Below are 24,749 nucleotides of genomic sequence, written 5' to 3'. Positions count from 1 at the left end.
ATGGCGTCCGCGATATCGAAGGGGAATGGCCTGGGTGACCGCCTGAACAACGGCTTTCGGGCGGCAGACCGTGCAACGCCTCTTCATGCTGCATGTTCGAGCGGCCGCTGGAGGCGCAGGCCGAGCCCCGCGGCAAGAATAATGGCTCGCATGAGTTTTCCGGCATGAAAGGAAATCGGGTTTAAAAGAATGGGCAAAAAAGCCCGCGTCCCATCCGCTTTTTTATTCGCCACGATCAATCGCCTGCTGACGATATAACGCGATGTCTCGCGAACTGAAAGTGGCGACTATAAACGAAATAAAACGGCGCTGTCTTCCGGCTGCGAGCCTTATGGCAATTGATGGAGTTGCGGTGAAAATTGTGTAATTTTTATATGCATCATGTGGCATATTCTGGCGATATTAGTCGAATAAAACCGCGCATGATTAAACCGGATTTCGATTATCCAGCTTCAGCGGGTATTCGAAGAGTTTAATGTCGCGTAGTGCGCAAAACTGCATTTCACCTCGCGGGATAGTCCCGATATTTGTCTGCTTATTACGGGTTTCCCCTTCCTGCGCCGCACCACACGCGATGCCGTAAACGCGAGCATGGCATCGCCTCTCTGTCCGCTTTGTCCGCTTTGCCAGCCTCTCAATCCAGCCTGCTCCGACCGACGGAAGACGCGTACACCATGCAGAAGATGACCCTCAATAAAAAGCTCGGCTCGATGATCGCCGTACTCTGGATCGGTCTGATCCTGATCGGCGCGTTCGGCGCGATCCAGAATCGCGAGTCGATGATTACCGACCGCCGCGACCAGTTGACGTCTCTCGTCCAGCAGGCCAACAGCATCGTCAATCATTACTACACCCTTTCGCAGCAGCACACGATCACCGAAGACGAAGCCAAAAAGCAGGCGCTCGCCACCGTCGCCGCGATGCGTTATGGCACGGACGGTTATCTGTCGATCAACGATTCGCAGCCCGTGATGCTGATGCATCCGATCAAGCCGGAACTGGTCGGCAAGAATCTCGGCCAGTTCGCCGACCCGGCGGGCAACCATCTGTTCCTCGACATCGTCAAGGCCGGCGGTTCCGCCCAGGGCGGCTTCGTCGACTATCTGTGGTCGAAGCCCGGCAGCCAGGCACCGGTCGCGAAGACGAGCTACGTGTTTCGCTTCGCGCCGTGGGACTGGTTCATCGTGACCGGCATGTATATGGACGACGTGCAGTCCGCGTTCTACGTGAACCTGCTGCGCTGGATGCTGATCACGGCCGTGCTCGGCGGTGTCGCGACAATCGTGATGATGCTCGTGCTGCGCAGCGTGCGGCGCACGCTCGGCGGCGACCTGGAAGTGGCCGTCGAAGCCGCGCAGCGCATGGCGCACGGCGATCTCGCGACGACCGTGCCGGTGCTCAGCCATAAAGACCACAGCAGCCTGCTGTTCGCGCTGCATACGATGCAGAACGGTCTCGTCGAGACGGTTTCGCGCGTGCGCACCGGTACCGACAACATCAACGTCGGCGCAACGGAAATCGCCGCCGGCAACACCGACCTCTCGCAGCGCACCGAAGAACAGGCCGCCGCGCTCGTGCAGACCGCGTCGAGCATGGACGAGATGACGGCCAACGTGAAGCACAACGCCGACAACGCGATGCAGGCCGCGGAACTGGCCGGCCAGGCAGCGGATGTCGCGAAGCGCGGCAGCAAGGTCGTCGAGGATGTGGTGCGCACGATGGGCGAGATCACCAGCAGCTCGCGGCAGATCGGCGACATCATCGGCGTGATCGACGGCATCGCGTTCCAGACCAACATCCTCGCGCTGAACGCAGCCGTCGAGGCAGCACGCGCCGGCGAACAGGGACGCGGCTTCGCCGTCGTGGCCGCCGAAGTGCGCAGCCTCGCGCAGCGCTCGGCCACGGCCGCGAAGGAAATCAAGGCGCTGATCGAAACGTCGACGGATACGGTGAAAGAAGGCGCGTCGCTCGTGACGAACGCCGGCTCGACGATGACGGAGATCGTGCAGTCGGTGCGTCGCGTGAACGAGATTCTCGAGGAAATCAGTAACGCGTCGCGCGAGCAGAGCGCGGGCATCGAGCAGGTCAATCGCGCGGTGGGTGAAATGGATCAGGTGACGCAACAGAACGCCGCGCTCGTGGAGGAGGCTGCAGCCGCCGCGCATTCGCTGAAGGATCAGGTCGGCGCGTTGCGCGAAGCGATCGCGAGCTTCTCGCTGCCGGCCTGAGCGCAGGGCAGGATAAAAAAGAAGGCGCCCGGAGATCGGCAGCGCCTCGCAAACACGCCGCGTCGGGGACGACGCAGTGATAGAACGAATCGCCCGGCCGGGCTTTTAAAGCAGATTACGGCCGGGCATTTTTTTTTTGCGGAGCCGCTTTCCAGGCGCCGCTTCTTCCGGGACGGCGTTCGCCGGTCCCACCCTTTTCCGCATCGTGCTGACATCGATATTACGATCTCATTACAATCGGTGCGATGAACTCAAAGCACACTCCGCCGCGCCGCGATCCGCATGCGGGCACACCGCAGAATCCGCTCCTCGCCTCGCGTCTGCCGATGTGGCGCTCGAAGCTGGTCCTCCTGATCATCTTCGTGGCGTTTGCCTCGCTGGTGGGGCGCGCGTTCTGGATTCAGGTCGCGAACCAGGACTTCTATATCGAGCAGGGGCAAAAGCGCTATCAGCGCACGATCGAACTCGACGCCACGCGCGGGCGTATCGTCGACCGGCATGGCGCGATGCTCGCCGTAAGTCTCGCGACCTTCGAGATCTGGGCCACGCCGCGGCTCATCAAGGAGGCCGCATTCGCGCCGCTCGCGAAGCTGATCGACATACCGGTTCCCGAGCTGCGGCGACGTCTCACCGCCGACCGGCAGTTCGTGCTGCTCAAGCGCCAGGTCGACGTCGATACCGCCGAAAAGATCGACCGGCTCGGACTTGCGGGCCTGATGCAGATCGCCGACACGAAGCGCTTCTATCCCGAAGGCGAATCGGCGGCGCACGTGGTGGGCTTCACGGACATCGAGGACAAGGGCCAGGAAGGTATCGAACTCTCCGCCGACGCGTGGCTGAGCGGCGCACCGGGCGAGCGCGAAGTGATCCGCGACCGGCTTGGCCGCGTGGTGTCCGAGACACGGCCGCTCGTACCGGCGCAGAACGGCGCGACAGTCCAGCTGACGATCGACCGGCGCATCCAGCAACTCGCCTACGCGCAGTTGCGCGCGGCCGTCGAAAAACACGGCGCGCAGGCCGGCAGCGTCGTCGTGCTCGACGCGCGCAACGGCGAAGTGCTCGCGCTCGCGAACTGGCCCACGTTCGACCCGAACGACCGCACGCGCCTGACCGGCCGGCAGTTGCGCAACCGCGCGGTCGTCGACACGTTCGAGCCGGGTTCGACGATCAAGCCGCTCGTCGTCGCGTTATCGATCGATGAAGGCAAGGTGCGCCCGCAAACGCTCATCGATACGGCGCCAGGCAGTTACCGGATCGGGCCGAACGTGATTCACGACACGTCCGATCACGGCCGGATGACGGTTGCCGAGGCGGTACAGAAGTCGAGCAACATCGCGCTCGCGAAACTCGCGCTGAACCTGCCGGCGGAAACGATCTGGACGAAGTACCAGGAATACGGGCTTGGCCAGCCGCCCGCACTGACGTTTCCCGGCGTCGCGGCGGGCAAGGTGCGGCCCTACAAACGCTGGCGGCCCATCGAGCAGGCGACGATGGCATACGGCTACGGGCTCTCCGCGTCGCTTCTGCAGATCGCGCAGGTCTATACCGCCTATGCGGGCGACGGCACGCTGCATCCGGCCACGCTGCTGCTCGATCACGCGCAGCCTGGCATCGACGCCGCGCCGCGCAGCCCGGGCCATCGCGTGACGAAGCCCGCGACGGCGGCGTCGATCCGTTCGATGCTGGAAATGGCGACGGGGCCGGGGGGCACCGGCCGCGCGGCGGCAATCGAAGGCTATCGGGTGGGCGGCAAGACCGGCACGGCGCGCAAGCAGGTCGGCGCGAGTTACGCGAAGAACCGCTATCGCGCGCTCTTTGTCGGGATGGCGCCGATGAGCGATCCACGGCTGATCGTCGCCGTCATGATCGACGATCCGGCTGGCCGTGCGTTTTATGGCGGCACCGTGGCAGGTCCGGTGTTTTCGTCGGTGACCGGTGGCGCGCTGCAACTGCTCGGTGTGCCGCCTGATGCGTAATGTGTGCCGCGTTCCTCTGGCTTAACGCACAGGCGCATCCAGCGTATTGCCGGGGAGCGCCCGCACGCGATTGCGCCCATTGCGCTTGGCGAGATACATCGCGCGGTCGGCTTCGTCGATCAGCGTTACGCCAAGCGTCGACGGATCGTCGCGGCGTTTGCTGGTGCGCGCCGACACGCCGATCGACACCGTCAGTCCGATTCGTGTGCCGCTGTCGTCGAGCAGCTCGAGCGTCGATACCGCCTGACGCACACGCTCGGCCACGACCATCGCATCTTTCAGATCGCCTTGCAGCAACGCGGCGAACTCTTCCCCGCCGTAACGCGCGAGTGTGTCGCCGAGCCGCACCTGTTGCCGCACGCAGGCGGCGACGAGCACGAGCGCGCGGTCGCCCGTCGGATGACCGTGCCCGTCGTTGATCTGCTTGAAGCCATCGATGTCGATGAAAAGACACGCGACCGGCAGCGCGTAGCGTGCAGCGCGCGTGGTTTCCTCGCGCAGGCGCTCGTCGAAATAGCGGCGGTTCGCGAGACCCGTCAGCGGATCTGTCATGCCGAGCTGCTTGAGCCGCTCGCGGTGCGCGACGTTATCGAGGCTTGCGTTGACGATCGTCGCGAAGCGTTCGAGGATGTCGGTCGCCATGCCTTCCGCAAAGCGCCCTGCGTTGTCGCTACCAAGGCAAAGGTAGCCCATCGGGCGGCCGGCGGTCGTGAGCGGCAATACGATCGCGCTGGCGGCGGACGTCTGGCCCTCGAAGAACGCGTTGCGTGCCGTTTCGCCCATTTCCCGCGCCTTGCCGAGCCACGGGCGACCGCCCTGACACAGTTGCGCACCCGCCTCGCCGATATGGCGCGCGGTTTTCAGCTGATGGCTGGCAGGACGGTACGGCGCTTCCGGAGAAAGCAGTTCATGCAGCATCGGCGCGCGGTCGTCTAGCCAGAGCAGGACGCCTGTCAGCGTGAATTCGCGCGGCAGACGGGTGAACAGCGTGTCGAGGAAAGACCGGAAGTCCTGCGCGCCGATCAGATGCAGCTCCACGTCCTGGAAGCGGCGAAGCGTGCGCTCGTTGTGCTGAACGGTGTCGATCAGCGCGCGAAGGCGATCGGAAAGCGGCGTTTGGGCGAGATTCGTCACGTTATCGGTTGGGCGGGCAGGGCGAGGCATGCACATCGGCCTCATCTGTAATGTTATCGGCCGATTTTTCTGGGGCTTGAGCCCTTTTGCGGCGGGAATGGGGGTAAACGGGTTGGCGATCCGGCGGGATACCGGCTTCCTTCATGATCCGGATTGAACGATATCTTCGCTCGCATCTAGCCGAATTACCGGTGCGGGGAACAACGCTAAAAGCGTATGGAACAGTAGAAGTTCGATGAAAAAAACCGTGCTTTATGTGGGGAATCTTGCGCTGACCGTCATCGGCGCATTTTTTCTCGTGCGACTTTTCCTGACGCTACCGTTCAACATGCCGGACGCTGTCGACGAGTTCCTTCGCGCCATGCTGCATATTTTCGGTCAAGATGAAATGGCGAACCCCGACGATATGGAAGTTCTTTCGGTCCTTCTCTATTTCTGCATCGCGCTGATCATCGTCGGGTTTGCCGTGTCCGGATTGAATATTCTGTTCAGGCGGCGTTGTGCGACGTGGCGCGGTTATCGCCAGAACTGACCGGTTGGCGTCGTGTCCCTCCGGTCAGGTTGTGTAACGCTCGACGTTGAAGGACATGCAAGGAAGCAATTTGCTTTGCGCCCTTCTTTTGCCTTTCGTAACTAGACCAGCTTGCGAGGCGGCGAATACTCCGACTCCGAATATACGTTCCGCCAGTCCGCTCCATCAATCCGCCGTCCCCCTTCCATTACCATCAGATTCTCCCCGGCATCCGGGAAGGATCTGAGCGCCTTGCCGTCCAGGCGGTCAACCGAGAAGCTATCAAGCACGTATCCGCCGGGAGACTTCTCGACGAGGGCGTAAATCAAAACTGGCACGCCTTCGTCGATGCCAATCAACTCCCGACGAAGTGTAATGATGTCGAATTCATCTGCCTCAAAAACGTGGGCGACACGCTTTGCGAAGAAGCAGGATGGGTCGACGTCGCACACAACCAGAGTACTGGTCTGGGTCTTCCACTCCGTCGCAAGAGCGCCATATAACGGCTCATTGATCGAGAGCAGAAACTCCAGGAGTCGGCGCTCGTGTAAAGTCAGTTGTCGTTGCACTGCGATCCCCATTTTCATCATTGCGGTCTGATCGATCCAACACGGATTTCGGTAGACGACAGTCTATACGCGGAATATTCAATAGTCCGCCCGCCTACGTTAACGTAGAAAGACTTCCCCTGACCCACGCTTAGACTGCCGCCGCTATCGGCGAGATCTTGCTTTACTGCGCTCATTACTGCGTCACGCGAGATGCCTTGCCGGTCAAGATAACGGAAAGTATGCGATATCTGGTTTGCGTTAGCTCCCCAATTAACCGTCGATGTGTCGGCGATCGCTGATTGACAACTTTCACCACCCTTGCCAAATATCGTTGTGCCCCACGAGACAGCACCAGCGGCCCATCGTACGGGTGGAATAAAACACTCGACGCACACAGGCTCGATCCCAGGTTCTCGCGGTCCACGCAGCGATATGCCAGCTCCGAGCCGACCTTGTGCTGGGCCCGCGGGGACAACACTATCCTCGTAATTCCATAGCCATGAATCGATTTCCGCACTGCCCAGATCGGACGTGGTGCCACCATTGCTTTGAACCGTGCCCGTACGAGAAACGATGTGCCCATCCGGTGAATATCCGTAGTCAACCGTCAGCCTTCGCGAAACGAACCCGTTGAGCGCAGTTGCCTGCTCAACGTAAATGAATTGACTAATCCGCCCGCGCACGTCGTAAACCGGATTCACAATAAAACCGGGACCACTGAGCTGTATTGGACGGTTCGTCTGGTCACGCACGCCGACGCCCCACACCTGCATCGTCATCCTGTCGACCAGAAAACGCTTGTTACCGCTGGGATCGTATGTCTGTTCCCATTCGCCCTGCTTCACGCCGTTGACCGTGGCTAAGACGTAAATCAGCCGGTTATGCGAGTCATATTCCATCCCTGTAGCGCGCAACTGCCCGCCAGATTTCGCATCGAATTCGCTGGCGCCTGTCGGATCGTCGGTGGTCTGTTCACCCACGCCCGCCAGATTTCCGCGGCTGTCGTAGACGAACGACGTAATCATGCCAGGCGCGGCAACCATTGACAGTCTCAGACTGTTCGCATCGGCGTAGCGTACCGATGTGGTTGCGGTACCGAACGAGCCGCGTCGAACTTGCCGGATGGGACGGTTTGCGCTGTCGTAGCTGTAGCCGGTGTTCGTCCCGTCTGCCGCGGTATTGGAGAGCAGGTTGCCCGATATGTACCAACTCATGCCGGTGGTCGCGCCAGTCGACCCCACGCTGCCGGTCGGACGGTGCCCTCCCGCCAGCAGCGAAAAATTCAGTGCTGTATTGCCTCGACTATCGGTAACCGTGGTCGACCCGCTCCCATATGCAAACTGTGCGTTCTGCGTCGAGTCAGGATGAGTGACCGCAGTCGCGCGCCCATTTCCGTCATAGCTCCACGTTGCGATCCGCGAGCCAGTTTCATCGATAAGCCCGGTCAGCACGCCGGGGAAATTACGATTCTCATAGACGTAACGCCGGACGTTGCCGTCCGGCCACGTCACGGAAGTCAGATTGTTATTGGCGTCGTAACCGTATCGGGTGACCGCACCCGTCGAATCGGTAACCTGCGAGATACGCGATTTCGAATCCCAGACAATGCTGAGTGAACGGTCCAGATAAGCGATGCCATCGGGACTGTGCAAAGTAACGGTGGTTAAGAGCCCTTTTGTCGGCGCGACCGAGGTCGGCGTGTTTGCGTCGCTATACGTAAGGGCCGTAACCCATCCTTGACGCGTCGCAACCGACGCCAGTACGCCTTGCGCCGAATAGGTTTCAATGACCTCGGTGGTCCGGTCCGCAATGATCCACGAAGAACCGTTGTCCGTTAGCGTCAGCGAAGGCCGGCCCGCAGCAACCCAAACACCGCTTACCTTGCTGAACGCAACCCGGTCTCCGTCATCGCGGTACGCCGTGATTCTGGGCGGACTGCTGCGGGCATAGTACGTATCCAGCTGCTGCTGCCAGTTGTGCGTCCAGTCCGCGCCTAAACCAGTGCTCGGCGGTGCAAGTGGCGCCGAGCGATACGTACGCGTGAACGTCAGTGGCGCGTCACCACCGCCAATGAAATCCGTTTCAGTTAGCGTGACCGATCCGGTACCTGGATAAACGGGATCCGCGACAGGACAAGTTGATTCCGGTTGAACCGGTGCAGGAGAATTGCAGAAACTCCAGATTAGATCTATGTTATTCAGGCACGTGTAACCGCCCATCCCCCCGGGTGAACCAGCCGCCGCCTTAAGGGCACACGACATTCCGGTTCCGGGGATCGCGCCAGACTGTGCATATCCCGCGAGGCAGTCTCCGTCGCCGCCCGCCGCATGCGACGATGCTGCTCCGAATAGAAGCGTGCATATAGCAAGCGCACACGCGAAGCGCGAAATCAGCGGTGGCTGAAACACTCTGATACCCATCAAACCTCCTGCCTGTTATGTGTAGTGGGCTCCTTGTAAGGAGCCGTTCAACCATAACGAGGCATTCAGTAGACAGGCGTCCGAAAAATCGCAAAGCTGCAATCGAACTTGCTGAAGACAGGTTCTTTCGTCAGTAACGACAACGGGCACTGCAACCTGAAAGTCGCAGTTTCAACATGCGCCCGTTGCCGACGATCAGCGAAATCGACGCGCATCGTTTACCGGTCTTGTGCGATCGCCGTGCTGGAGCCCGACTTGCGACTTGCCTTACCGCCGGTTCGATCCCGACACCACATCGATCCACACAGCCAGCACCAGAATTCCGCCCTTGACGATCATCTGCCAGTAAGCGTCGACGTCGAGCATCGACATGCCGTTATCGAGGCTCGCCATCACCAGCGCGCCGATCAGTGCGCCGTAGACCGTGCCGGAGCCGCCGCGCATCGACGTGCCGCCGATAAAGCACGCCGCGATCGCGTCGAGTTCGCCCATCGTTCCCGCCGAGGGCGAGCCGGCCGCGAGCCGCGCCGTGTTGACGATGCCGCCGAACGCGCACATCAGCCCCATCAGCGCGAAGATCGCAAGCTTCACGCGATCCGTGTTGACGCCTGACAGCCGCGTCGCTTCAAGATTCGAACCAACCGCGTAGATGCGACGACCGAACACGGTCTGCGTTGCGATCCACGTGAAAACGGCCAGCAGCGCGAGCAGCAGCAACACCGGCACCGGAATGCCGCCGTAGCGGTCGAGCGTGGCGACAAACGCGAACAGGATCACGCCCGCGCCCACGATCTTCGCGACGTCCTGCCAGACCGGCACGACCGGCAGTTCATAGCGCTGCCGGTTGCGGCGCTGGCGCACCGTCAGCAGCGCGAGCAGCGCAAAGATCACGACGGCGAGCGTATCGCCCGCGATTCGCGGCAGATAGCCCTGGCCGATGAACACGAGGCCATCGGAGACGGGCGCGATGGTCGAACCGCCGGTGATCCCAAGCAGAATGCCGCGATATGCAAGCATGCCACCAAGGCCGACGATGAACGAAGGCACACGCCGGTATGTCGACCACCAGCCGTTGAACATGCCGACCAGCACGCCGAGCAGCATCACGACGGGCACGGTCACGGCAAGCGGCCAGTGACGGTTCACGTCGAGAATCGCCGCGACACCGCCCAGCAATCCAAGCAGCGACCCCACCGACAGATCGATCTCGCCCGCGATGATGACGAACACCATGCCGCAGGCCAGCATGCCGGTGATCGACATCTGTCGCAGCAGGTTCGACAGGTTGCGCGGCGTGACGAACGCGCCATGCGTCAGGAACGAGAAGAAAATCCAGATCGCCGTGACTGCGAGCAGCAGCGCGAGAATCTTGTAGCGTGCGAACAGTTGCTGGAAACGCTGTCCGCTGCCGTACGAGGCGGACGAAGCCGCGTCGCCGGGGCCTTGGGAAGTGACGTCGGGAGTCATGCGGCACTCGCTCCGGTTTGAGTCATGGAAGAATTCACTGGGTTCAGTGCGGCCGTCAAAATGTGTTCTTGCGTAAGCGTCTGGCCGTCGTTGATGAAGTCGCCGCGCAACTCGCCTTCGCCGATCACGATGACGCGGTCGCTGATGCCGAGCACTTCCGGCAACTCCGACGAAACCATCACGATCGCCATGCCGCGCTGCGCGAGTTGAAAGATCAGCTTGTAGATCTCGTACTTCGCGCCTACATCGACGCCGCGTGTCGGCTCATCGAGAATCAGCACCTTCGGATTCGTCAGCAGCATCTTCGTGAGTACGGCCTTTTGCTGGTTGCCGCCCGAGAGGCTCGCAATCGACAGCATCGGATGCGCGGCGCGAATCGACAGCCGTCGTATTTCCGTGTGGATGGTATCGAGTTCGGCGGCGGCGTCGATGCGGCCGCCTTTGGCAAAGCGTTGCAGCACCGCAAGCGTGATGTTGTGCCCGACACCCAGCTGCGGCACGATGCCGTGACGCTTGCGATCCTCCGGCACCATCGCAATGCCGGCGCGGATTGCATCGACCGGCGCGCGAATCCTGAGCGGCGCGCCTTCGAGCATCACGCTCGCCGTGCAGGTGCCCGGATAGGCGCCAAACACCGCCTGCATCAGTTCGGTGCGCCCTGCACCGACCAGTCCCGCCACGCCGAGAATTTCACCGCGCCGTAGCGTGAACGATACGTCGTCGACGCGTTTCCGGCGTGGATTCGTGACGTCGTAACACGTCACGTTGCGCGCTTCGAAAATGACGTCGCCGATTTCGTGTGGCTCGCGCGGAAACAGGTTCCTGATTTCGCGCCCCACCATCATCGCGATGATGCGTTCAGTGGTCAGCCCGTGCATCGGGCCGGTCGACACATGCCGGCCATCGCGGATGACCGTGATGGTGTCGCACACCGCTTCGACTTCGTCGAGCTTGTGCGAGATGTAGACGCACGCCACGCCGCGCTTCTTCAGATCGCGTACGATGTTGAGCAGGATGCGCGTTTCCGTTTCCGTCAACGAAGACGACGGTTCGTCGAGAATCAGCAGCTTCGCGCGCTTGTTCAGCGCCTTGGCGATTTCGATGAGCTGCTGGTGACCGCCGCCATAGTTCATCACCGGCTGCGCGACGTTGATGCCGGTAATATCCAGCTCGCGCAGCAATTCATCGGCGCGACGGTACATCGCCGCGTAGTTCATGCGCCCGCCGGGCAACGTGATCTCGTTGCCGAGAAAAATGTTCTCGGCCACCGAAAGCTCCGGCACCAGCATCAGTTCCTGGTGAATGATGACGATGCCCGCGCGTTCCGTATCGCGCACGTTCGCCGCCTTGAGCGGCTTACCTTCCCAGAGAATCTCGCCGTCCCAGGTGCCGTGCGGATACACGCCGGAAAGCACTTTCATCAGCGTCGACTTGCCTGCGCCGTTTTCGCCGCACAGGCCGACACACTCGCCCGGTGAGACGGCGAGGTCGATGCCATCCAGCGCCTTGACGCCGGAAAACGATTTGACGATGCCGCGCATCGTCAGCAATGGTTGCGCCATTCGCGTCTGCCTCGTTGCAAAGTGCGCGGCTTCGTTCATCCTTAGCCCTGGCTTTATCTTCAGCTAACGGAATGATGAGAAGCCGCGCACGTCTTACGTCTTATTGGCTCGCGAGTTGCGACTGGGTGTAGAAGCCGTCCTTCACGACGATGTCCACGTTGCTCTTCGTGAGGAGCGTCGGTTGCAGCAGCACTGTGTCGACCTTCTTCTTGCCGTTGTCGTATTGCGCGTTAAACGCCGGCTTCGTGCCCTTCGCCAGATCCACGGCAAGCTTTGCGGCTTCGCCCGCAATCAGCTTGAGCGGCTTGTAGACCGTCATGGTCTGCGTGCCGGCAATCAGGCGCTTCACGGCCGCGAGGTCGGCGTCCTGGCCCGACACCGGCACCTTGCCCGCCATCTTCTGCGCGGCCAGTGCCTGGATCGCGCCACCGGCGGTGCCGTCGTTCGATGCCACGATCGCGTCGATCTTGTTGTTGTTCGCGGTGAGTGCGTCTTCGGTGATGCGAAGCGCGGTCGAGGCGCTCCACTCCGGCACCCACTGCTGCCCGACGATCTTGATGTCGCCGCGATCGATTGCCGGCTTGAGGATCTTCAGCTGGCCTTCGCGCAGCATCTTGGCGTTGTTGTCGGTCGGTGCGCCGCCAAGCAGGAAGTAGTTGCCCTTGGGCTGTGCGTTGAATACGCCCTGGGCCTGCAATTCGCCTACTTTCTCGTTGTCGAACGAGATGTACGCGTCGACGTCGGCGTCGAGAATCAGGCGGTCATACGAGATGACCTTGATGCCTGCCTTCTTCGCTTCGGCCACCACGTTGCCAAGCGTCTTCGAATTGAACGGCACGATGACGATCACATCGACGCCACGCGAGATCAGGTTTTCGATCTGCGCGATCTGGCGTTCCTCGCTGGCATCGGCCGATTGCACCGACACCGTGGCACCGAGCTTCTGCGCGGCGGCAACAAAATAGTCGCGGTCGCGCGACCAGCGCTCGACGCGCAGATCGTCGATACAGAAGCCGATTTCAGGATGATCCTTGCTCGCGTGCGCGAGCGGCGCGACGACGGACAGGCTGGCTACCATCGCTCCGCACAGGAGCGTGCCCAGCAGGGAACGGCGTGTTTTGAATTTCATGTCTCACTCCTCGTTATGGTCGTTTCATGCTGCATCAAAAGGCCACGCGTCAAGACTGCGCAGCCGGGCAAATGACAACAAAGGCACTACCTTTTTCGCGGCGCGGCTGCACTGGCCGCGACCATCGGTCCGCTTCCGCCCGTCCGTCAGGGATGGGCCGCAAACACGGGTTCGAGCGCGCGATACAGCGCCTGAAAGGTGGGACGGCGCGCGTCGCGGTACCACGCGTGGCGCGTCGCATCTGGCTCCCGCACCGCCATGACTTCGGGCGTCGGACACACTGCTTCGAGCGATGCAGACGGCTCGACCGCCAGATGCGCGAGGCGTGCGGCGCCAAGCGCGGGGCCCACCTCGCCGCCCGATCGCAACGTCAGCGGACGGCCGGCAATGTCGGCCAGCATCTGCGTCCAGTAAGCGCTGCGTGAACCGCCGCCGATTACGGTGATTTCCTCGGGCACGAGGCCCGCCGCATGCAGCGCGTCCATGCCGTCGAGCAGCGCGAAGCCGACGCCTTCCAGCGTCGCATTGGCGAGATCTGCGCGTGTCGTCTCAGGCGTCATGCCGTAGAACACGCCTTTAGCGTTCACGTTGTTGTGCGGCGTGCGCTCGCCGGTCAGATACGGAAGGAACCACGTGCTCCGGCTGCCTGCATTCGCTTCGGCATCGGCGAGCAGCGCGGGCACGTCCGCATATCCAGTGAGACGTGCGCAAAAGTCGATACAGCCGGCCGCGTTCAGCATCACCGACATCAGGTGCCACGTCTGCGGCAATGCATGACAGAAGCTGTGCACCGCCGAAGCGGGATTCGCGAGAAAGCCATCGGACACGGCGAAGTAAACACCGGATGTGCCGAGCGAAAGCATCGCCTGCCCAGGCTTGACGATGCCGACACCGACGGCGCCCGCTGCGTTGTCGCCACCACCCGCGACAACCGGAATTTCCTTCAAGCCCCACTCGCGTGCGAGTTCCGGCTTAAGCGTTCCGGTAATACGATTGCCTTCAAAGACCCTGGGCATCTGCGCGCGCATCAAGCCGCATGCGCCAAGCAACGCGTCGCTATAGTCGCGCTTTGCGACGTCGAGCCATAGCGTGCCGGCTGCATCGGACGGATCGGTTGCGAAATCGCCGGTTAACCGGAAACGCAGATAGTCCTTAGGCAACAGTACCTGCGCGATACGCGCAAAGACATCCGGTTCGTGCTTGCGGATCCACAACAGCTTGGGCGCGGTAAACCCCGGCATCGCAAGATTCCCGGCAACGGCATGCAATTGCGGTACGGCCGCTTCCAGCTCGACACATTCCACGTCCGAGCGTCCGTCGTTCCACAGGATCGCCGGGCGCAGCACGTCGCCTTTCGCGTCGAGCAACGTCGCGCCGTGCATCTGGCCGGTGAGACCGATCGCCTCGATACGCGTGGCGTCGATGCCTTCCACACGGACCTGCGCGAGCAGGTCGCCGATTGCCGCTGTCGTGGCGTGCCACCAGTCTTCGGGCGACTGCTCCGACCAGCGCGGGTGCGGGCGGCTGACGGACAGTGCATGTCCGGCCGTGCAGCGCACGCGTGAGTCGCGATCGAGCAGCACCGCCTTGACGCCCGACGTGCCGAGGTCAATACCGATGAACATTGTCTCCATCCTTTTTTTGCGCAAGTGTGCGCCTTGCCGACCCGTCATCCATTGCGAAATTGACGGGTGGCGCTAACGTTTTTTTAGCGGCGCGAGAAGCGCCTTTACCGCGGCCTAGCGTTGCGCGTAAATAGCCCGGTTCACGATGTTCTCGAGCTGCTCCTGCTGGCCGCTGACGTGCTGCGGGTTCACGCCGCGCGCCAGTGCATCGGTGGCGAGGGTCGACAGCGAATAGCCGCCCGACAGGATCTTGCGTCCGAACTCAGTATCCCAGCCTGCGTAACGCTGCTGGCGAAACTTCTCCAGACGGTCGTTCTCGACGAGCACCGCGGCACGCTCCAGCGCCACCGCGAGTACATCGATCGCGCCTACGTGGCCGTAGAACAGGTCTTCCGCATCGACGCTCTGGCGTCGCACCTTCGCGTCGAAATTCATGCCGCCGGTCGTGAAGCCGCCGTGACGCAGGATTTCATAGAGCGCGAGCGTCATTTCCTCGACGCTATTCGGGAACTGGTCGGTGTCCCAGCCGTTTTGCGGATCGCCGCGATTCGCATCGAGGCTGCCGAAGATACCCAGTGCAAATGCAGTCGCGATCTCATGATGGAACGAGTGGCCCGCAAGCGTCGCGTGATTGGCTTCGATGTTCACGCGAATTTCGTCCTGCAGACCGTATTGACGCAGAAAGCCGTGCACGGTTGCGACGTCGTAGTCGTACTGGTGCTTCGTCGGCTCCTGCGGTTTCGGTTCGATCAGCAGCGCACCCTTGAAACCGATGCGATGCTTGTGCTCGATCACCATGTTCAGGAAGCGCGCAAACTGGTCCCGCTCGCGAACGAGGTCCGTGTTGAGCAGCGTGTCGTAGCCTTCGCGGCCGCCCCACAGTACATAGTTGTCGCCGCCCAGCTTGAGCGTCGCGTCCAGCGCGTGGCATACCTGGGTCGCGGCATAGGCGAACACCTCGGGATTCGGGCTCGTCGCGGCACCCGCCGCATAACGCGGATGCGAGAACAGGTTCGCCGTGCCCCACAGCAGTTTCATGCCGGTATCCTGCTGCTTGCGCGCGAGATAGTCGGTCATGCGCGAGAAGTTCTCGATGTAATGCTTGAGGCTCGTGCCTTCAGGAGCAACGTCTGTGTCATGGAACGTGTAGTACGGCACGCCCAGTTTCGTGAAAAACGCGAAGGCTTCATCCGCTTTTTGCTGCGCACGCTCCATCGCGTCGCCCGGTTGCTGCCAGGGGCGCTTGAACGCGCCCTGGCCGAAAATGTCGGCGCCCGGCCAGACGAAGGTGTGCCAGTAGCAGACGGCAATCCGCAAATGCTCTTCCATGGTCTTGCCCAGCACCTCTTTCTTGCGGTCGTAAAACCGGTAAGCAAGGGGATTGTCCGATTGCGAGCCTTCGTATTGCACTGCGGGAACGTGTTCGAAAAAGGACATGTCGTCTCCTGATGTCATGTTGCGCTGCAACCGGGTTTTCCCGCAGTATCGGTGATCCGGTGCGGGTGGTTGATGCAGGTTGACGCCATGCTGCCAGTGGGCGGCACGCCCCGGCAATTGCGAAATTGCGCAGCCTGTGTAATGTTTCTCGCGGGCAATCGCAATCGGTCGCCCTGGCGCGGGTTTCCCGGCCTAAAATAACCGCACACTTAAAACCGGCGCGAGCGAGGTTGCCACGCCCAACCGCAATAACTTGCATGGGACCAGAGTAAGACGCTAAAGCGTCAACTCTGGCCGACAAGAGACAATGAATGGTTCGCGCGTGTCCACACGCCGCACGCCATCCAAGCGATGACCCGAGCCCAGACACCGCCAAAAACACACCGCATCGCGCTCCTGTTCAATGCGAACAAGGTGTACGACCGCGAGATCATCACGGGTATCGGCAATTACCTGCTGTCGACGCGCGTCGCGTGGGACCTGTTCCTCGAAGAAGATTTTCGCTGCCGGCTGGAAGGCATCGAACGGTTCGACGGCGACGGCATCATCGCGGATTTCGACGATCCCGCAGTATGCGAAGCGCTTGGCGACTGCGCACTGCCGGTTGTCGCGGTCGGTTCATCGTATGAAGACGCGTCGCAGTATCCGCCTGGTCTTCCCTACATCGCGACCGACAACCCCAAGCTCGTTTCGCTCGCATTCACGCATCTGATCGGCGCCGGGTTGCAGCGCTTCGCGTTTTACAGCCTGCCGGAAGCGCCGGAGAACCGCTGGGCACAGCAGCGCGAACTCGCGTTCACGCATCTGCTCAATACGGAGGGGCTCGACGTCGAGATCTATCGCGGTCTGCCCACCAGCGCGCCTGGCTGGAACCAGGCAAGCGGGCAACTGGCCGCGTGGCTCAGGGATCTGCCGAAACCCATCGGCATCATCGCCGTGACGGACGCACGGGCACGGCAGCTTCTGCAGGCGTGTTTGATGGCGGGCGTCTCGGTGCCGGAAGAAGTCGCGATCATCGGCATCGACAACGACCCGTTGACGCGCACGCTTACTCGCATTCCGCTTTCCTCGGTGATTCAGGGCACCGAGGAAATGGGCCGCACCGCCGCGCACCTTTTGCATCAGATGCTGCACGGCGCGCGTTTTCCGGGGCGGCGTATTCTCGTGCCGCCCGTCGGCATCAACGTGCTCGAATCGACAAAGCATCAGCCGCTTTCAAGCCCGTATGTGATGCGGGCGCGGCACTTTATCCGGCAATACGCGTGTCAGGGTATTCGCACCGAACAGGTTGCGGATTACGTCGGCGTGTCGCGCTCTTCGCTCGAGGAATATTTTCGCCGCGAACTGCAGTGCACCGTGCATCAGGAAATTTTGCGCCATAAACTGGATGCCGCCAAAACCATGCTTGCAAAGCGCGATGCCTCGAGTGCGGAAGTCGCGATCCGCTGTGGATTTACGTCGCTGCAATACATGTACGCGGTTTTTCGTCGTGAACTCGGCTGCACGCCGCGCGAGTATCAGGAACGCGCGACGTCGTCGGCTGCGCCGGGTTGATTCTTTCACCTCCCCACTTTCGCCGACATGATCACTCTCGCTCACCTTTCCTCCGCCGCCTGGGGCACGCTCGCAAGCGGCGACCCGGTGCGCATCTTCACGCTGCGCAACGCGCACGGCATGAAGGTCGCCATCAGCGATCTCGGCGCGACGCTCGTGTCGTGGCACGCGCCCGACCGCGCGGGACGTCTCGACGATATCCTGCTCGGTCACGACACGCCTGCCGAATACTTCTCGGCCACGACGTATATGGGCGCGCTTGTCGGCCGCTGGGCGAACCGCATCGCGCATGCGCGCTTCACGCTCGACGGCATCGATTACGCGCTCGACCGCAACGACGGACCGAACCTGCTGCACGGTGGCGCAGCCGGATTTCACCGGGCAATGTGGGATGCGGACGAAGATAACGGCGCGCTCGTGATGCGGCTCGAATCCGCGGAAGGCGACGCGGGTTTTCCGGGCAACGTGACGGTCCAGGTGCGCTACACGCTCGACGACGACGGCACGCTCGGCATCGATTACGAAGCCGTGTCCGATGCGCCCACTCCGCTCAACCTCACGAGTCACCCATATTTCAACCTGACGGGCCAGCCCGACACCGACATTCGCGGTCACGTGATGACGATCGAAGCCGACGAATTCCTCGAAGTCGACACGGAACTGATTCCGTCCGGTCGCGCGGAAGTGGCCGGCAACGCGTTCGATTTCCGGCAAAGCGCGCCGGTCGGCGCACGGCTCGACTGGCCGCATGTGCAACTGGCGCGCGCCGGCGGCTTCGATCATTGCTACGTGCTGCGCGACGTGCCTGCACCCGATACCGCCCTGCGCCCGGTCCGGCACGTGGCACGCGCGTACGAACCCGCGAGCGGCCGCGCGCTCACGGTATCCACCAACGAACGTGGCCTGCAGTTCTACACGGGAAACTTTCTGGAAGGCACCGTGGGCCGCAACGGTACCGTGTACCGCAAGCACGCGGGGCTCTGTCTCGAAGCGGGTGGATTCCCGAACCAGATCAACATGGAAGAACGCGAGCGCGAACAGGTGATCCTGCGGCCTGGCGAAGTCTATCGCCAGCTCACGCGCTACAACGTGGGCGTCGCAACGTAACGGGCTGCGGTGGTGCGCTTGATCACACGCCGTCAAACGACGCCAGCGCGCACGCGTTCAGCGATGTTGCGTCGCGACCCGCAGGCCTAGCGAAATGAAGATCGTGCCGATGATCTTGCCCTGCCAGCGGCTGAGCCACGACAGGCGCTTTACCAGCCGGCCGAGCGGGCGGATGGTCAACACGATCGCCGTCGTATAGGCCGCGCTCAGGCCGACGAAAATCAGCCCGAGCACGCTGAACTGCGCGAACGTCGAACCGTGTTCCGGACGCACGAACTGCGGCAGAAACGCGAGGAAGAAGAGCGCGGTCTTCGGGTTCAGCACTTCGGCGGGAATCGCCTGGAAGAACGCGCGTGACGGCGTGACGGCGGTCATCTTCGGCCGGGCCGCTTCCGGCAGCGCCGGGTCTGAGGGCTTTTCCATCAGCGCACGCACGCCGAGATACACGAGGTACGCGGCGCCCACGAGCTTGACGACGTTGAACGCCAGCGCCGACGTCATCAGCAGCGCGGACAGTCCAACCGAAGCACACAGCGTATGAATGAAGTCGCCGCTTGCAATGCCGAGCCCGGTGAGAATGCCTGTCTTGCGGCCGCCCTGCACGGTGCGCGTCAGCACCAGCAGTACAGCCGGCCCCGGAATCAGGAACAGGCCAAGCACGACGGCTACGAACGTGCTGAGGGTCGTCAGATCGAACATGGTGCCTCCTTCCGGAATGACGCTTTACGCGTGTTTACGGGCATTTATACGCGACGTGAGCCGGCTCTGCGCGCGGCGGTGGATTCAGGCCGCGCGCAACCGCGCTTAATATACCCGGACTGTGCAAAGCGCGCAGAACGCCATCGCGAAGCGTTCACTTCACGCTCAATCCATCGCCGCGTGCGCAATCGCGCCGGGCTGTGCCGTCGCCGGACGGATCAGCAGGATCAGCGGCACGACAAGCAGTGTCGCGACGAACATCAGCTTGAAGTCGTTCAGATACGCGATCATCGACGCCTGCTGGTTGATCACCTGGTCGAGCACCGCCATGTTGAGGTTCGAGCCCTCCTGAAGCATCGGCCGGATCGCGGGGTTGAACACCGTCACGTTGGCTGCAAGGCCCGCATGCGCGATCTGCGTGTTGCGCGTCACCAGCGTCTGCACGATCGAAATGCCAATACTACTGCCGATATTGCGCGCGAGGCTGTAGGTTGCGGTGCCGTCCGCGCGCAGGTTGGGCACGAGTGTGGAAAACGCCAATGTACTTAGCGGCACGAACACGAGGCCGAGACCAAAGCCCTGAATCACGCCCGGCCAGACGATGTCGGACGCCGACAGCACGATCGTGTAATTCATCATCTGCCACAACGCGAACGCCGAAATCAGGAAACCGGCAAGAAGAAGCACCCGCGCATCCACGCGCTTGAGCAGCCGCCCCGCGATCAACATCGCGACCATCGTGCCAAAGCCGCTCGGCGCGGTGACGAGACCCGTCGTCGCGACGGGATAGTTCATCAGGTTCTGCAACATCGGCGGCAGCAGCGCACGCGTCGCGTACATCACCGCGCCGATCACGAAGATGAAACACGTGCCCGTGGCGAAATTGCGATCCTTCAGCAGTTCATAGCGGAAGAACGACTTCGCGCCCGCGGTTGCGGTGTGTATGAGAAAGAACGCGAACGCGAGTACGGCCAGCAGCGCCTCGATACGGATTTCCAGCGAGCCGAACCAGTCGAGCTGCTCGCCTCGATCGAGCATTGCCTGCAACGCGCCGATGGCGAGACTCAAGGTGGCGAAGCCGAACACGTCGAATTTCGCGTCGTGTTTTGCCGGACGCGAAGGCAGGAACGTCAGAACGCCGAAGAGCGCGAATGCGCCGATCGGCACGTTGATGAAGAACACCCAGCGCCAGTTGTAGCTGTCCGTGAGCCAGCCGCCGAGCGTCGGGCCGAGAATCGGGCCCACCATCACGCCCATGCCCCACACCGCCATCGCCTGGCCCTGCTTTTCGCGTGGATTGATGTCCAGCAGGATCGACTGCGACAGCGGCACCAGCGAAGCGCCAAAAATACCCTGCAGCAGACGCGACGCGACGATCTGCGTCAGCGTTTCCGAAAGCCCGCACAACGCCGAGGCGACCGTGAACCCCCCAATCGCGAGCGCGAGCAGCCGCTTCACGCTCAGGCGGTCCGACAGCCAGCCGGTCAGCGGCGTGGCGATGGCCGCCGCGACGATATATGACGTCAGCACCCACGTGATCTCGTCCTGCGATGCGGACAGCGTGCCCTGCATGTGCGGCAGCGCCACGTTCGCGATCGTGCTGTCGAGCGTCTGGATGAGCGTCGCGAGCATGATCGAGACGGTGATCATGGGCCGGTTGAGCGAAACGCCCGCGCCGTCCGGCTGTGTTTCAGATGACATGAGGGGGGGTCACGAGATAGCGTCTTATATAGTAAGCATGCTTATTATATAGATCGTCTCCCGCTGCGCAATCGGTAAAGACAATAACCGCGCGCGCTGCTTTCATCCCGCAAGCCTTCGTATAATTGGCCGATGAAAACCCCATTTGAACAGCGCTTCGGCTTTCTGGTGTCGGACGTCGGACGCCTGTGTGGCAAGCGTTTCGACGATCTCGCGAAGTCGTCGCTCGATCTCACGCGCGCGCAGTGCCGCGCGCTCGCCTACCTGTCGTACTACGGCGACGTCAACCAGGCGCGCCTCGCCGATCTGCTCGAAGTGGCGCCGATTTCCGCGGGCCGCCTGCTCGAACGCATGGCGGAAGGCGGCTGGATCGAGCGTTCGACGAACCCGCAGGATCGCCGCGAACGACAGATCCATATGACAAAAAAAGCGGAGCAGACGCTCGGCCGCGCCCGCATCGTAGGGGACGAAGTCGCGGCCGAGGCGCTCAACGGCTTTAGCGAGGAAGAAACGCAGCAGCTGATATCGCTGCTGCAGAGGGTGCGCAACAACCTGAATACGGTGGTCGATAGTTGAGTGGGGCTTTACAGATGCCGACGCCCCGTATCACGCCAGGATGCCGGATATTGGCACGATTGCAGCACGACCGGCTCGACATGCCGGTTGCGCTGCAATCGTGCCTCCAGCTAAAAGCTTACGTAAGCGAGGTGTCCGCTAAACGGAACGACGCACGCCAGCCCAGTTGCTCGCGTGCCTTCGTGCTATCGATGTCGCCTTCGGGTTCAGCGATATTGAACACACCTTCGCTATCGACCTGAAGGACAAGCAGCGCGGCGTGCGCGGCGGCATCCACGTGCACGCGGGGCGTGGCAGGCGGTGCATCAAAGCCGGTGCCGGGACCATAGAAACGCCCATAGCGCAGCACGGTTCCACGAATATCCGGGGTGCGCAGCGTGAGTTCCTCAAGCGCGACGATGCCGCCGACAGTCGTCGCCGAAGGCGACTGTGGATCGAGATCCAGTGGCGCGGTTTCAGTGAGCGGCACAGCACCGTGGGCGTAAAACCACGCAACGCTTTGCGAAATCATCCGGTGACACCCGGCTTCCAGCGCGGCATTCACGAGATTGCGCGTGCCCTTCGTGCGGATCGCCGCGTTACGCACCACGGCTTCGGGCATACGCGTCTTGTCGAGGCCGGGCGGCAGGTCCGTCAACTGATGCACGACGGCGTCCGGCTGCACTTTCGCCACTTCGGCGCGCAACGCGTCTGCGTCGAATACATCGACGATCACGGGCATCGCCCCGTTCGCTTCGATCGACGCGGCCTTTCGCGCATCACGCGTCGTGCCGAATACCGCGTAACCCGCTTTCACGAGCAACGGCGTCAAGCGCGCGCCGATCGCACCGGCCGCTCCCGCCAGAAAAATCCTTTCCTGTGCCACGTCCCGACCCTCCTGAAGTGATCATCATCGCGAACCCGTCATCGACGGGGTAAGGGAAATTCTAACGTTTTAGCGACGATGGCTCCTCAGCGAACCCGAACCCGACGTCGAATGACACACTGACGTTCCCGTTCCAGTGCAGCGACGGTTCGCTTCTATCCACGTGCCCGGCTGATTTGCTCTACTTCGACGATGCATGCCGCGCCCCGCGGCATCGCCTGTAGCCTGAATGGAGCGTGCATGTCTTCCGATCCCCGTCCCGATCAACTGGTGCTGACCGTCGCGTGTCCGAGCGCGGCGGGCCAGGTCGCCGCCGTCGTCGGCTTTCTCGACCGGCATCATTGCTATATCGACGAGCTCACTGTTTTCGACGACGACCTCAGCGAGCGCTTCTTCGTGCGCTGCGTGTTTCATGGCGTGGATCGCAACGAAACGCTGCAGCTGCAGGCACTGCAACGCGAGTTCACACCGATCGCCGGGCACTTCCAGATGACATGGGCGATGCACGACGTCGGCACGCGGCCGAAGGTGCTGATCATGGTGTCGAAACTCGAACACTGTCTTGCCGATCTGCTGTTCCGCTGGCGCATGGGCGAACTGAAGATGGATATCGTCGGCATCGGTTCGAATCATCGCGACCTCGAGCCGCTCGCGCTGCAGCACGGCCTGCCCTTCCATCATCTGCCGGTCAGCGCCGCGACGAAGCCGCAACAGGAAGCGCGCCTGCTCGATCTGTTCGAGACGTCCGGCGCGGAACTGATGATCCTTGCGCGCTATATGCAGATTCTCTCGGGCGAAACGAGCCGCGCACTCGCCGCGCGTGCAATCAACATCCATCATTCGTTTCTGCCCGGCTTCAAGGGCGCAAAGCCGTATCACCAGGCGCATACGCGCGGCGTCAAACTGATCGGCGCGACCGCGCATTTCGTCACCGACGATCTCGACGAAGGTCCGATCATCGAACAGGTGGTTGAACGCGTCGATCATTCGTACAGCCCGGAGCGGCTGCTCGCCACCGGCCGCGACGTCGAATGCATCACGCTGGCACGCGCGGTGAAGGCGTTTATCGAGCGGCGTGTGTTCATCAACGGCGATCGCACCGTCGTGCTGCAATAAGCGAAAACGCCGCTTTTTCAGCGGCGTTTTCTCTTTCTCCAGTGACGTTGCCGCGATGCAGTGCGGATTCAACCGGTCAGTGCAGCGCGTGCGTCACTTCACCCAGCTATCCACCCGATCGCTGTGCGCGCTGATCCACGCATCCGCGGCGGCGGTCGGCTTCTCGCCGCTCTGGGTCGCCAGCATCACGCTGTCGATCTCGCCCGGTTTCCACTGGAACTTCTTGAGAAACGCGACGACTGACGGCGCCTTCTTCTCGAGTTCCGGATTCACGACGCTATCCACATGTTCCGCTTCACCGAACACTTTCTTCGGGTCGTCGAGGAATTTCAGCTTGTACTTCGCGAACATCCAGTGCGGCTTCCAGCCCGTCACGATGATCGGCTTGTTAGCGGCTTCCGAGCGCGCCAGTTCAGCGGTCATCGCGCTGCCCGAACTGGGCATCAACTGATAGTCGAGCTTGTAGGCCTTGATCGCTTCGCTGGTTTTCTCCATCACGCCCGCACCGGCATCGATGCCGACAATGCGTGAGCCGAACTCCGCCTTCTTCGCTTCCAGATCGCCGAGCGTATTCACGTCTGCGTTTTCCGGCACGATCAAACCGATTTTCGCGTCGTTGAAGTTCGTGCCCAGGTCGATCACCTTATCCTTGAAGTTGTTCCAGTACGCGCCGTGCGTGACCGGCAGCCACGCGGACAGCGTCGCGTCGAGGTCGCCGCGCGCCACGCCCTGCCACATCACACCGGCCGCGACCGGCACGAGTTGTACCTGGTAGCCAAGGCGCTTCTCGATCACGCGCGCGGCCACGTTCGTGGTCGCCACGCTATCGTCCCAGCCTTCCACATAGCCGATCTTGATGGTCGGCTTCGTATCCGCCGACACGCTCACGCTGCTCGCCGCCAGCGCCGCGCTCATCGCGCTCAACACCAGTATCTTTTTGATCAGTCTCATCGCCGTTCTCCCGTTTACCATCCAGACAACCATTGAGCATTCAGCATCGCCAGCCAGAATTGCCAGGTAGCGCCGATTTCCGACATCCAGTTGTCCGCAAGCGACCTGCAACGCCCGCGAACAGCAAATGCACCGTGTTC

The 24,749-nt window shown here is 61.9% G+C and carries 20 protein-coding genes; 7 read left to right on the top strand and 13 right to left on the bottom strand.

What is annotated here, in order from left to right:
• Nucleotides 1-83: 83 nt before the first annotated feature.
• Entirely contained in the window at nt 84-233 is a 150-nt protein-coding gene (locus tag LPA34_RS19025) for a hypothetical protein (protein WP_228981080.1), read from the bottom strand.
• A 450-nt stretch (nt 234-683) separates the two neighbouring features.
• On the opposite strand from LPA34_RS19025, the gene LPA34_RS19020 reads away from it, so the two are divergent.
• Both LPA34_RS19020 and LPA34_RS19015 read left to right on the top strand, forming a co-directional pair.
• Nucleotides 684-2,228, top strand: a complete 1,545-nt coding sequence (locus tag LPA34_RS19020) for a methyl-accepting chemotaxis protein (RefSeq protein ID WP_228981175.1) — start codon at nt 684-686, stop codon at nt 2,226-2,228.
• Between the two features lie 245 nt (nt 2,229-2,473).
• Nucleotides 2,474-4,204, top strand: coding sequence for a peptidoglycan D,D-transpeptidase FtsI family protein (locus tag LPA34_RS19015; RefSeq protein WP_228981078.1), 1,731 nt, complete (start codon nt 2,474-2,476; stop codon nt 4,202-4,204).
• A 21-nt stretch (nt 4,205-4,225) separates the two neighbouring features.
• Here the strand turns inward: LPA34_RS19015 and LPA34_RS19010 are convergent, their stop codons facing one another.
• Complete coding sequence (locus tag LPA34_RS19010) at nt 4,226-5,338, bottom strand: GGDEF domain-containing protein (RefSeq protein ID WP_228981075.1); 1,113 nt, start codon at nt 5,336-5,338, stop codon at nt 4,226-4,228.
• Between the two features lie 235 nt (nt 5,339-5,573).
• On the opposite strand from LPA34_RS19010, the gene LPA34_RS19005 reads away from it, so the two are divergent.
• Entirely contained in the window at nt 5,574-5,870 is a 297-nt protein-coding gene (locus LPA34_RS19005; protein ID WP_228981073.1) for a hypothetical protein, read from the top strand.
• Between the two features lie 101 nt (nt 5,871-5,971).
• Here LPA34_RS19005 and LPA34_RS19000 read toward each other — a convergent pair whose 3' ends face one another.
• The 7 genes from LPA34_RS19000 to xylA all read right to left on the bottom strand — a co-directional run bounded on the left by LPA34_RS19000 (nt 5,972) and on the right by xylA (nt 16,040).
• Nucleotides 5,972-6,439 (bottom strand): hypothetical protein, encoded by a 468-nt coding sequence (locus LPA34_RS19000; RefSeq protein ID WP_228981072.1) that lies wholly within the window; start codon nt 6,437-6,439, stop codon nt 5,972-5,974.
• Nucleotides 6,436-8,619, bottom strand: a complete 2,184-nt coding sequence (locus tag LPA34_RS18995; RefSeq protein ID WP_228981070.1) for a DUF6531 domain-containing protein — start codon at nt 8,617-8,619, stop codon at nt 6,436-6,438. Before LPA34_RS18995 ends, LPA34_RS19000 begins: the two co-directional genes overlap by 4 nt.
• Nucleotides 8,620-9,087: 468 nt before the next feature.
• A complete protein-coding gene (locus LPA34_RS18990) occupies nt 9,088-10,287 on the bottom strand; it encodes a sugar ABC transporter permease (RefSeq protein WP_228981068.1) in 1,200 nt (399 codons plus the stop codon).
• The gene (gene xylG / locus LPA34_RS18985) at nt 10,284-11,849 is read right to left on the bottom strand and encodes a D-xylose ABC transporter ATP-binding protein (protein WP_228981066.1); all 1,566 of its coding nucleotides are present in this window, start codon (nt 11,847-11,849) and stop codon (nt 10,284-10,286) included. The genes LPA34_RS18990 and xylG overlap by 4 nt, the downstream gene beginning before the upstream one ends.
• A gap of 100 nt (nt 11,850-11,949) precedes the next feature.
• Nucleotides 11,950-12,978 (bottom strand): D-xylose ABC transporter substrate-binding protein, encoded by a 1,029-nt coding sequence (gene xylF, locus LPA34_RS18980; protein WP_228981064.1) that lies wholly within the window; start codon nt 12,976-12,978, stop codon nt 11,950-11,952.
• Between the two features lie 146 nt (nt 12,979-13,124).
• Nucleotides 13,125-14,603, bottom strand: coding sequence for a xylulokinase (xylB, locus tag LPA34_RS18975; protein WP_228981062.1), 1,479 nt, complete (start codon nt 14,601-14,603; stop codon nt 13,125-13,127).
• A 114-nt stretch (nt 14,604-14,717) separates the two neighbouring features.
• Nucleotides 14,718-16,040 (bottom strand): xylose isomerase, encoded by a 1,323-nt coding sequence (gene xylA / locus LPA34_RS18970; protein WP_228981060.1) that lies wholly within the window; start codon nt 16,038-16,040, stop codon nt 14,718-14,720.
• A 351-nt stretch (nt 16,041-16,391) separates the two neighbouring features.
• Between xylA and LPA34_RS18965 the strand changes: the two genes are divergently transcribed.
• Both LPA34_RS18965 and LPA34_RS18960 read left to right on the top strand, forming a co-directional pair.
• Entirely contained in the window at nt 16,392-17,594 is a 1,203-nt protein-coding gene (locus LPA34_RS18965) for a XylR family transcriptional regulator (protein ID WP_228981058.1), read from the top strand.
• A 27-nt stretch (nt 17,595-17,621) separates the two neighbouring features.
• Nucleotides 17,622-18,701 carry an aldose epimerase family protein gene (locus LPA34_RS18960; protein ID WP_228981056.1) on the top strand — a complete coding sequence of 360 codons (1,080 nt, stop codon included), beginning with the start codon at nt 17,622-17,624 and terminating at the stop codon, nt 18,699-18,701.
• A 57-nt stretch (nt 18,702-18,758) separates the two neighbouring features.
• On the opposite strand, the gene LPA34_RS18955 is transcribed toward LPA34_RS18960, so the two are convergent.
• Nucleotides 18,759-19,400: a LysE family translocator gene (locus LPA34_RS18955; RefSeq protein WP_228981054.1), complete on the bottom strand. Its 642-nt coding sequence runs from the start codon at nt 19,398-19,400 to the stop codon at nt 18,759-18,761.
• Nucleotides 19,401-19,565: 165 nt separating this feature from the next.
• Nucleotides 19,566-21,101, bottom strand: a complete 1,536-nt coding sequence (locus LPA34_RS18950) for a DHA2 family efflux MFS transporter permease subunit (protein ID WP_228981052.1) — start codon at nt 21,099-21,101, stop codon at nt 19,566-19,568.
• A 132-nt stretch (nt 21,102-21,233) separates the two neighbouring features.
• Between LPA34_RS18950 and LPA34_RS18945 the strand changes: the two genes are divergently transcribed.
• Nucleotides 21,234-21,677: a MarR family winged helix-turn-helix transcriptional regulator gene (locus LPA34_RS18945; protein ID WP_228981050.1), complete on the top strand. Its 444-nt coding sequence runs from the start codon at nt 21,234-21,236 to the stop codon at nt 21,675-21,677.
• A 118-nt stretch (nt 21,678-21,795) separates the two neighbouring features.
• On the opposite strand, the gene LPA34_RS18940 is transcribed toward LPA34_RS18945, so the two are convergent.
• A complete protein-coding gene (locus LPA34_RS18940; protein ID WP_228981047.1) occupies nt 21,796-22,542 on the bottom strand; it encodes an NAD-dependent epimerase/dehydratase family protein in 747 nt (248 codons plus the stop codon).
• A 240-nt stretch (nt 22,543-22,782) separates the two neighbouring features.
• Here LPA34_RS18940 and purU point away from each other — a divergent pair, with 240 nt between their 5' ends.
• The gene (gene purU / locus LPA34_RS18935; RefSeq protein ID WP_228981045.1) at nt 22,783-23,658 is read left to right on the top strand and encodes a formyltetrahydrofolate deformylase; all 876 of its coding nucleotides are present in this window, start codon (nt 22,783-22,785) and stop codon (nt 23,656-23,658) included.
• Nucleotides 23,659-23,751: 93 nt separating this feature from the next.
• Here purU and LPA34_RS18930 read toward each other — a convergent pair whose 3' ends face one another.
• Nucleotides 23,752-24,609 (bottom strand): glycine betaine ABC transporter substrate-binding protein, encoded by an 858-nt coding sequence (locus LPA34_RS18930; protein WP_228981043.1) that lies wholly within the window; start codon nt 24,607-24,609, stop codon nt 23,752-23,754.
• Nucleotides 24,610-24,749 lie beyond the last annotated feature (140 nt).

Origin of the sequence: Paraburkholderia gardini, from assembly GCF_907164575.1 — a bacterium.
In the GTDB taxonomy this organism is placed as follows: domain Bacteria; phylum Pseudomonadota; class Gammaproteobacteria; order Burkholderiales; family Burkholderiaceae; genus Paraburkholderia; species Paraburkholderia gardini.
Note: the sequence above shows the minus strand (reverse complement) of the source record. Positions and strands in the feature narration are given on the sequence as shown.

Bases quoted from the DNA above. Each gene is read 5' to 3' on its own strand.
- xylB (WP_228981062.1), bottom strand. From the start codon at position 14,603: ATGTTCATCGGTATTGACCTCGGCACGTCGGGCGTCAAGGCGGTGCTG.
- LPA34_RS18960 (WP_228981056.1), top strand. From the start codon at position 17,622: ATGATCACTCTCGCTCACCTTTCCTCCGCCGCCTGGGGCACGCTCGCA.
- LPA34_RS18965 (WP_228981058.1), top strand. From the start codon at position 16,392: ATGACCCGAGCCCAGACACCGCCAAAAACACACCGCATCGCGCTCCTG.
- xylG (WP_228981066.1), bottom strand. From the start codon at position 11,849: ATGGCGCAACCATTGCTGACGATGCGCGGCATCGTCAAATCGTTTTCC.
- LPA34_RS18930 (WP_228981043.1), bottom strand. From the start codon at position 24,609: ATGAGACTGATCAAAAAGATACTGGTGTTGAGCGCGATGAGCGCGGCG.
- xylF (WP_228981064.1), bottom strand. From the start codon at position 12,978: ATGAAATTCAAAACACGCCGTTCCCTGCTGGGCACGCTCCTGTGCGGA.
- LPA34_RS19005 (WP_228981073.1), top strand. From the start codon at position 5,574: ATGAAAAAAACCGTGCTTTATGTGGGGAATCTTGCGCTGACCGTCATC.
- LPA34_RS18955 (WP_228981054.1), bottom strand. From the start codon at position 19,400: ATGTTCGATCTGACGACCCTCAGCACGTTCGTAGCCGTCGTGCTTGGC.
- LPA34_RS18950 (WP_228981052.1), bottom strand. From the start codon at position 21,101: ATGTCATCTGAAACACAGCCGGACGGCGCGGGCGTTTCGCTCAACCGG.
- LPA34_RS18995 (WP_228981070.1), bottom strand. From the start codon at position 8,619: ATGGGCGGTTACACGTGCCTGAATAACATAGATCTAATCTGGAGTTTC.
- LPA34_RS19020 (WP_228981175.1), top strand. From the start codon at position 684: ATGACCCTCAATAAAAAGCTCGGCTCGATGATCGCCGTACTCTGGATC.
- LPA34_RS18945 (WP_228981050.1), top strand. From the start codon at position 21,234: ATGAAAACCCCATTTGAACAGCGCTTCGGCTTTCTGGTGTCGGACGTC.
- xylA (WP_228981060.1), bottom strand. From the start codon at position 16,040: ATGTCCTTTTTCGAACACGTTCCCGCAGTGCAATACGAAGGCTCGCAA.
- LPA34_RS18990 (WP_228981068.1), bottom strand. From the start codon at position 10,287: ATGACTCCCGACGTCACTTCCCAAGGCCCCGGCGACGCGGCTTCGTCC.
- LPA34_RS19000 (WP_228981072.1), bottom strand. From the start codon at position 6,439: ATGATGAAAATGGGGATCGCAGTGCAACGACAACTGACTTTACACGAG.
- purU (WP_228981045.1), top strand. From the start codon at position 22,783: ATGTCTTCCGATCCCCGTCCCGATCAACTGGTGCTGACCGTCGCGTGT.
- LPA34_RS19015 (WP_228981078.1), top strand. From the start codon at position 2,474: ATGAACTCAAAGCACACTCCGCCGCGCCGCGATCCGCATGCGGGCACA.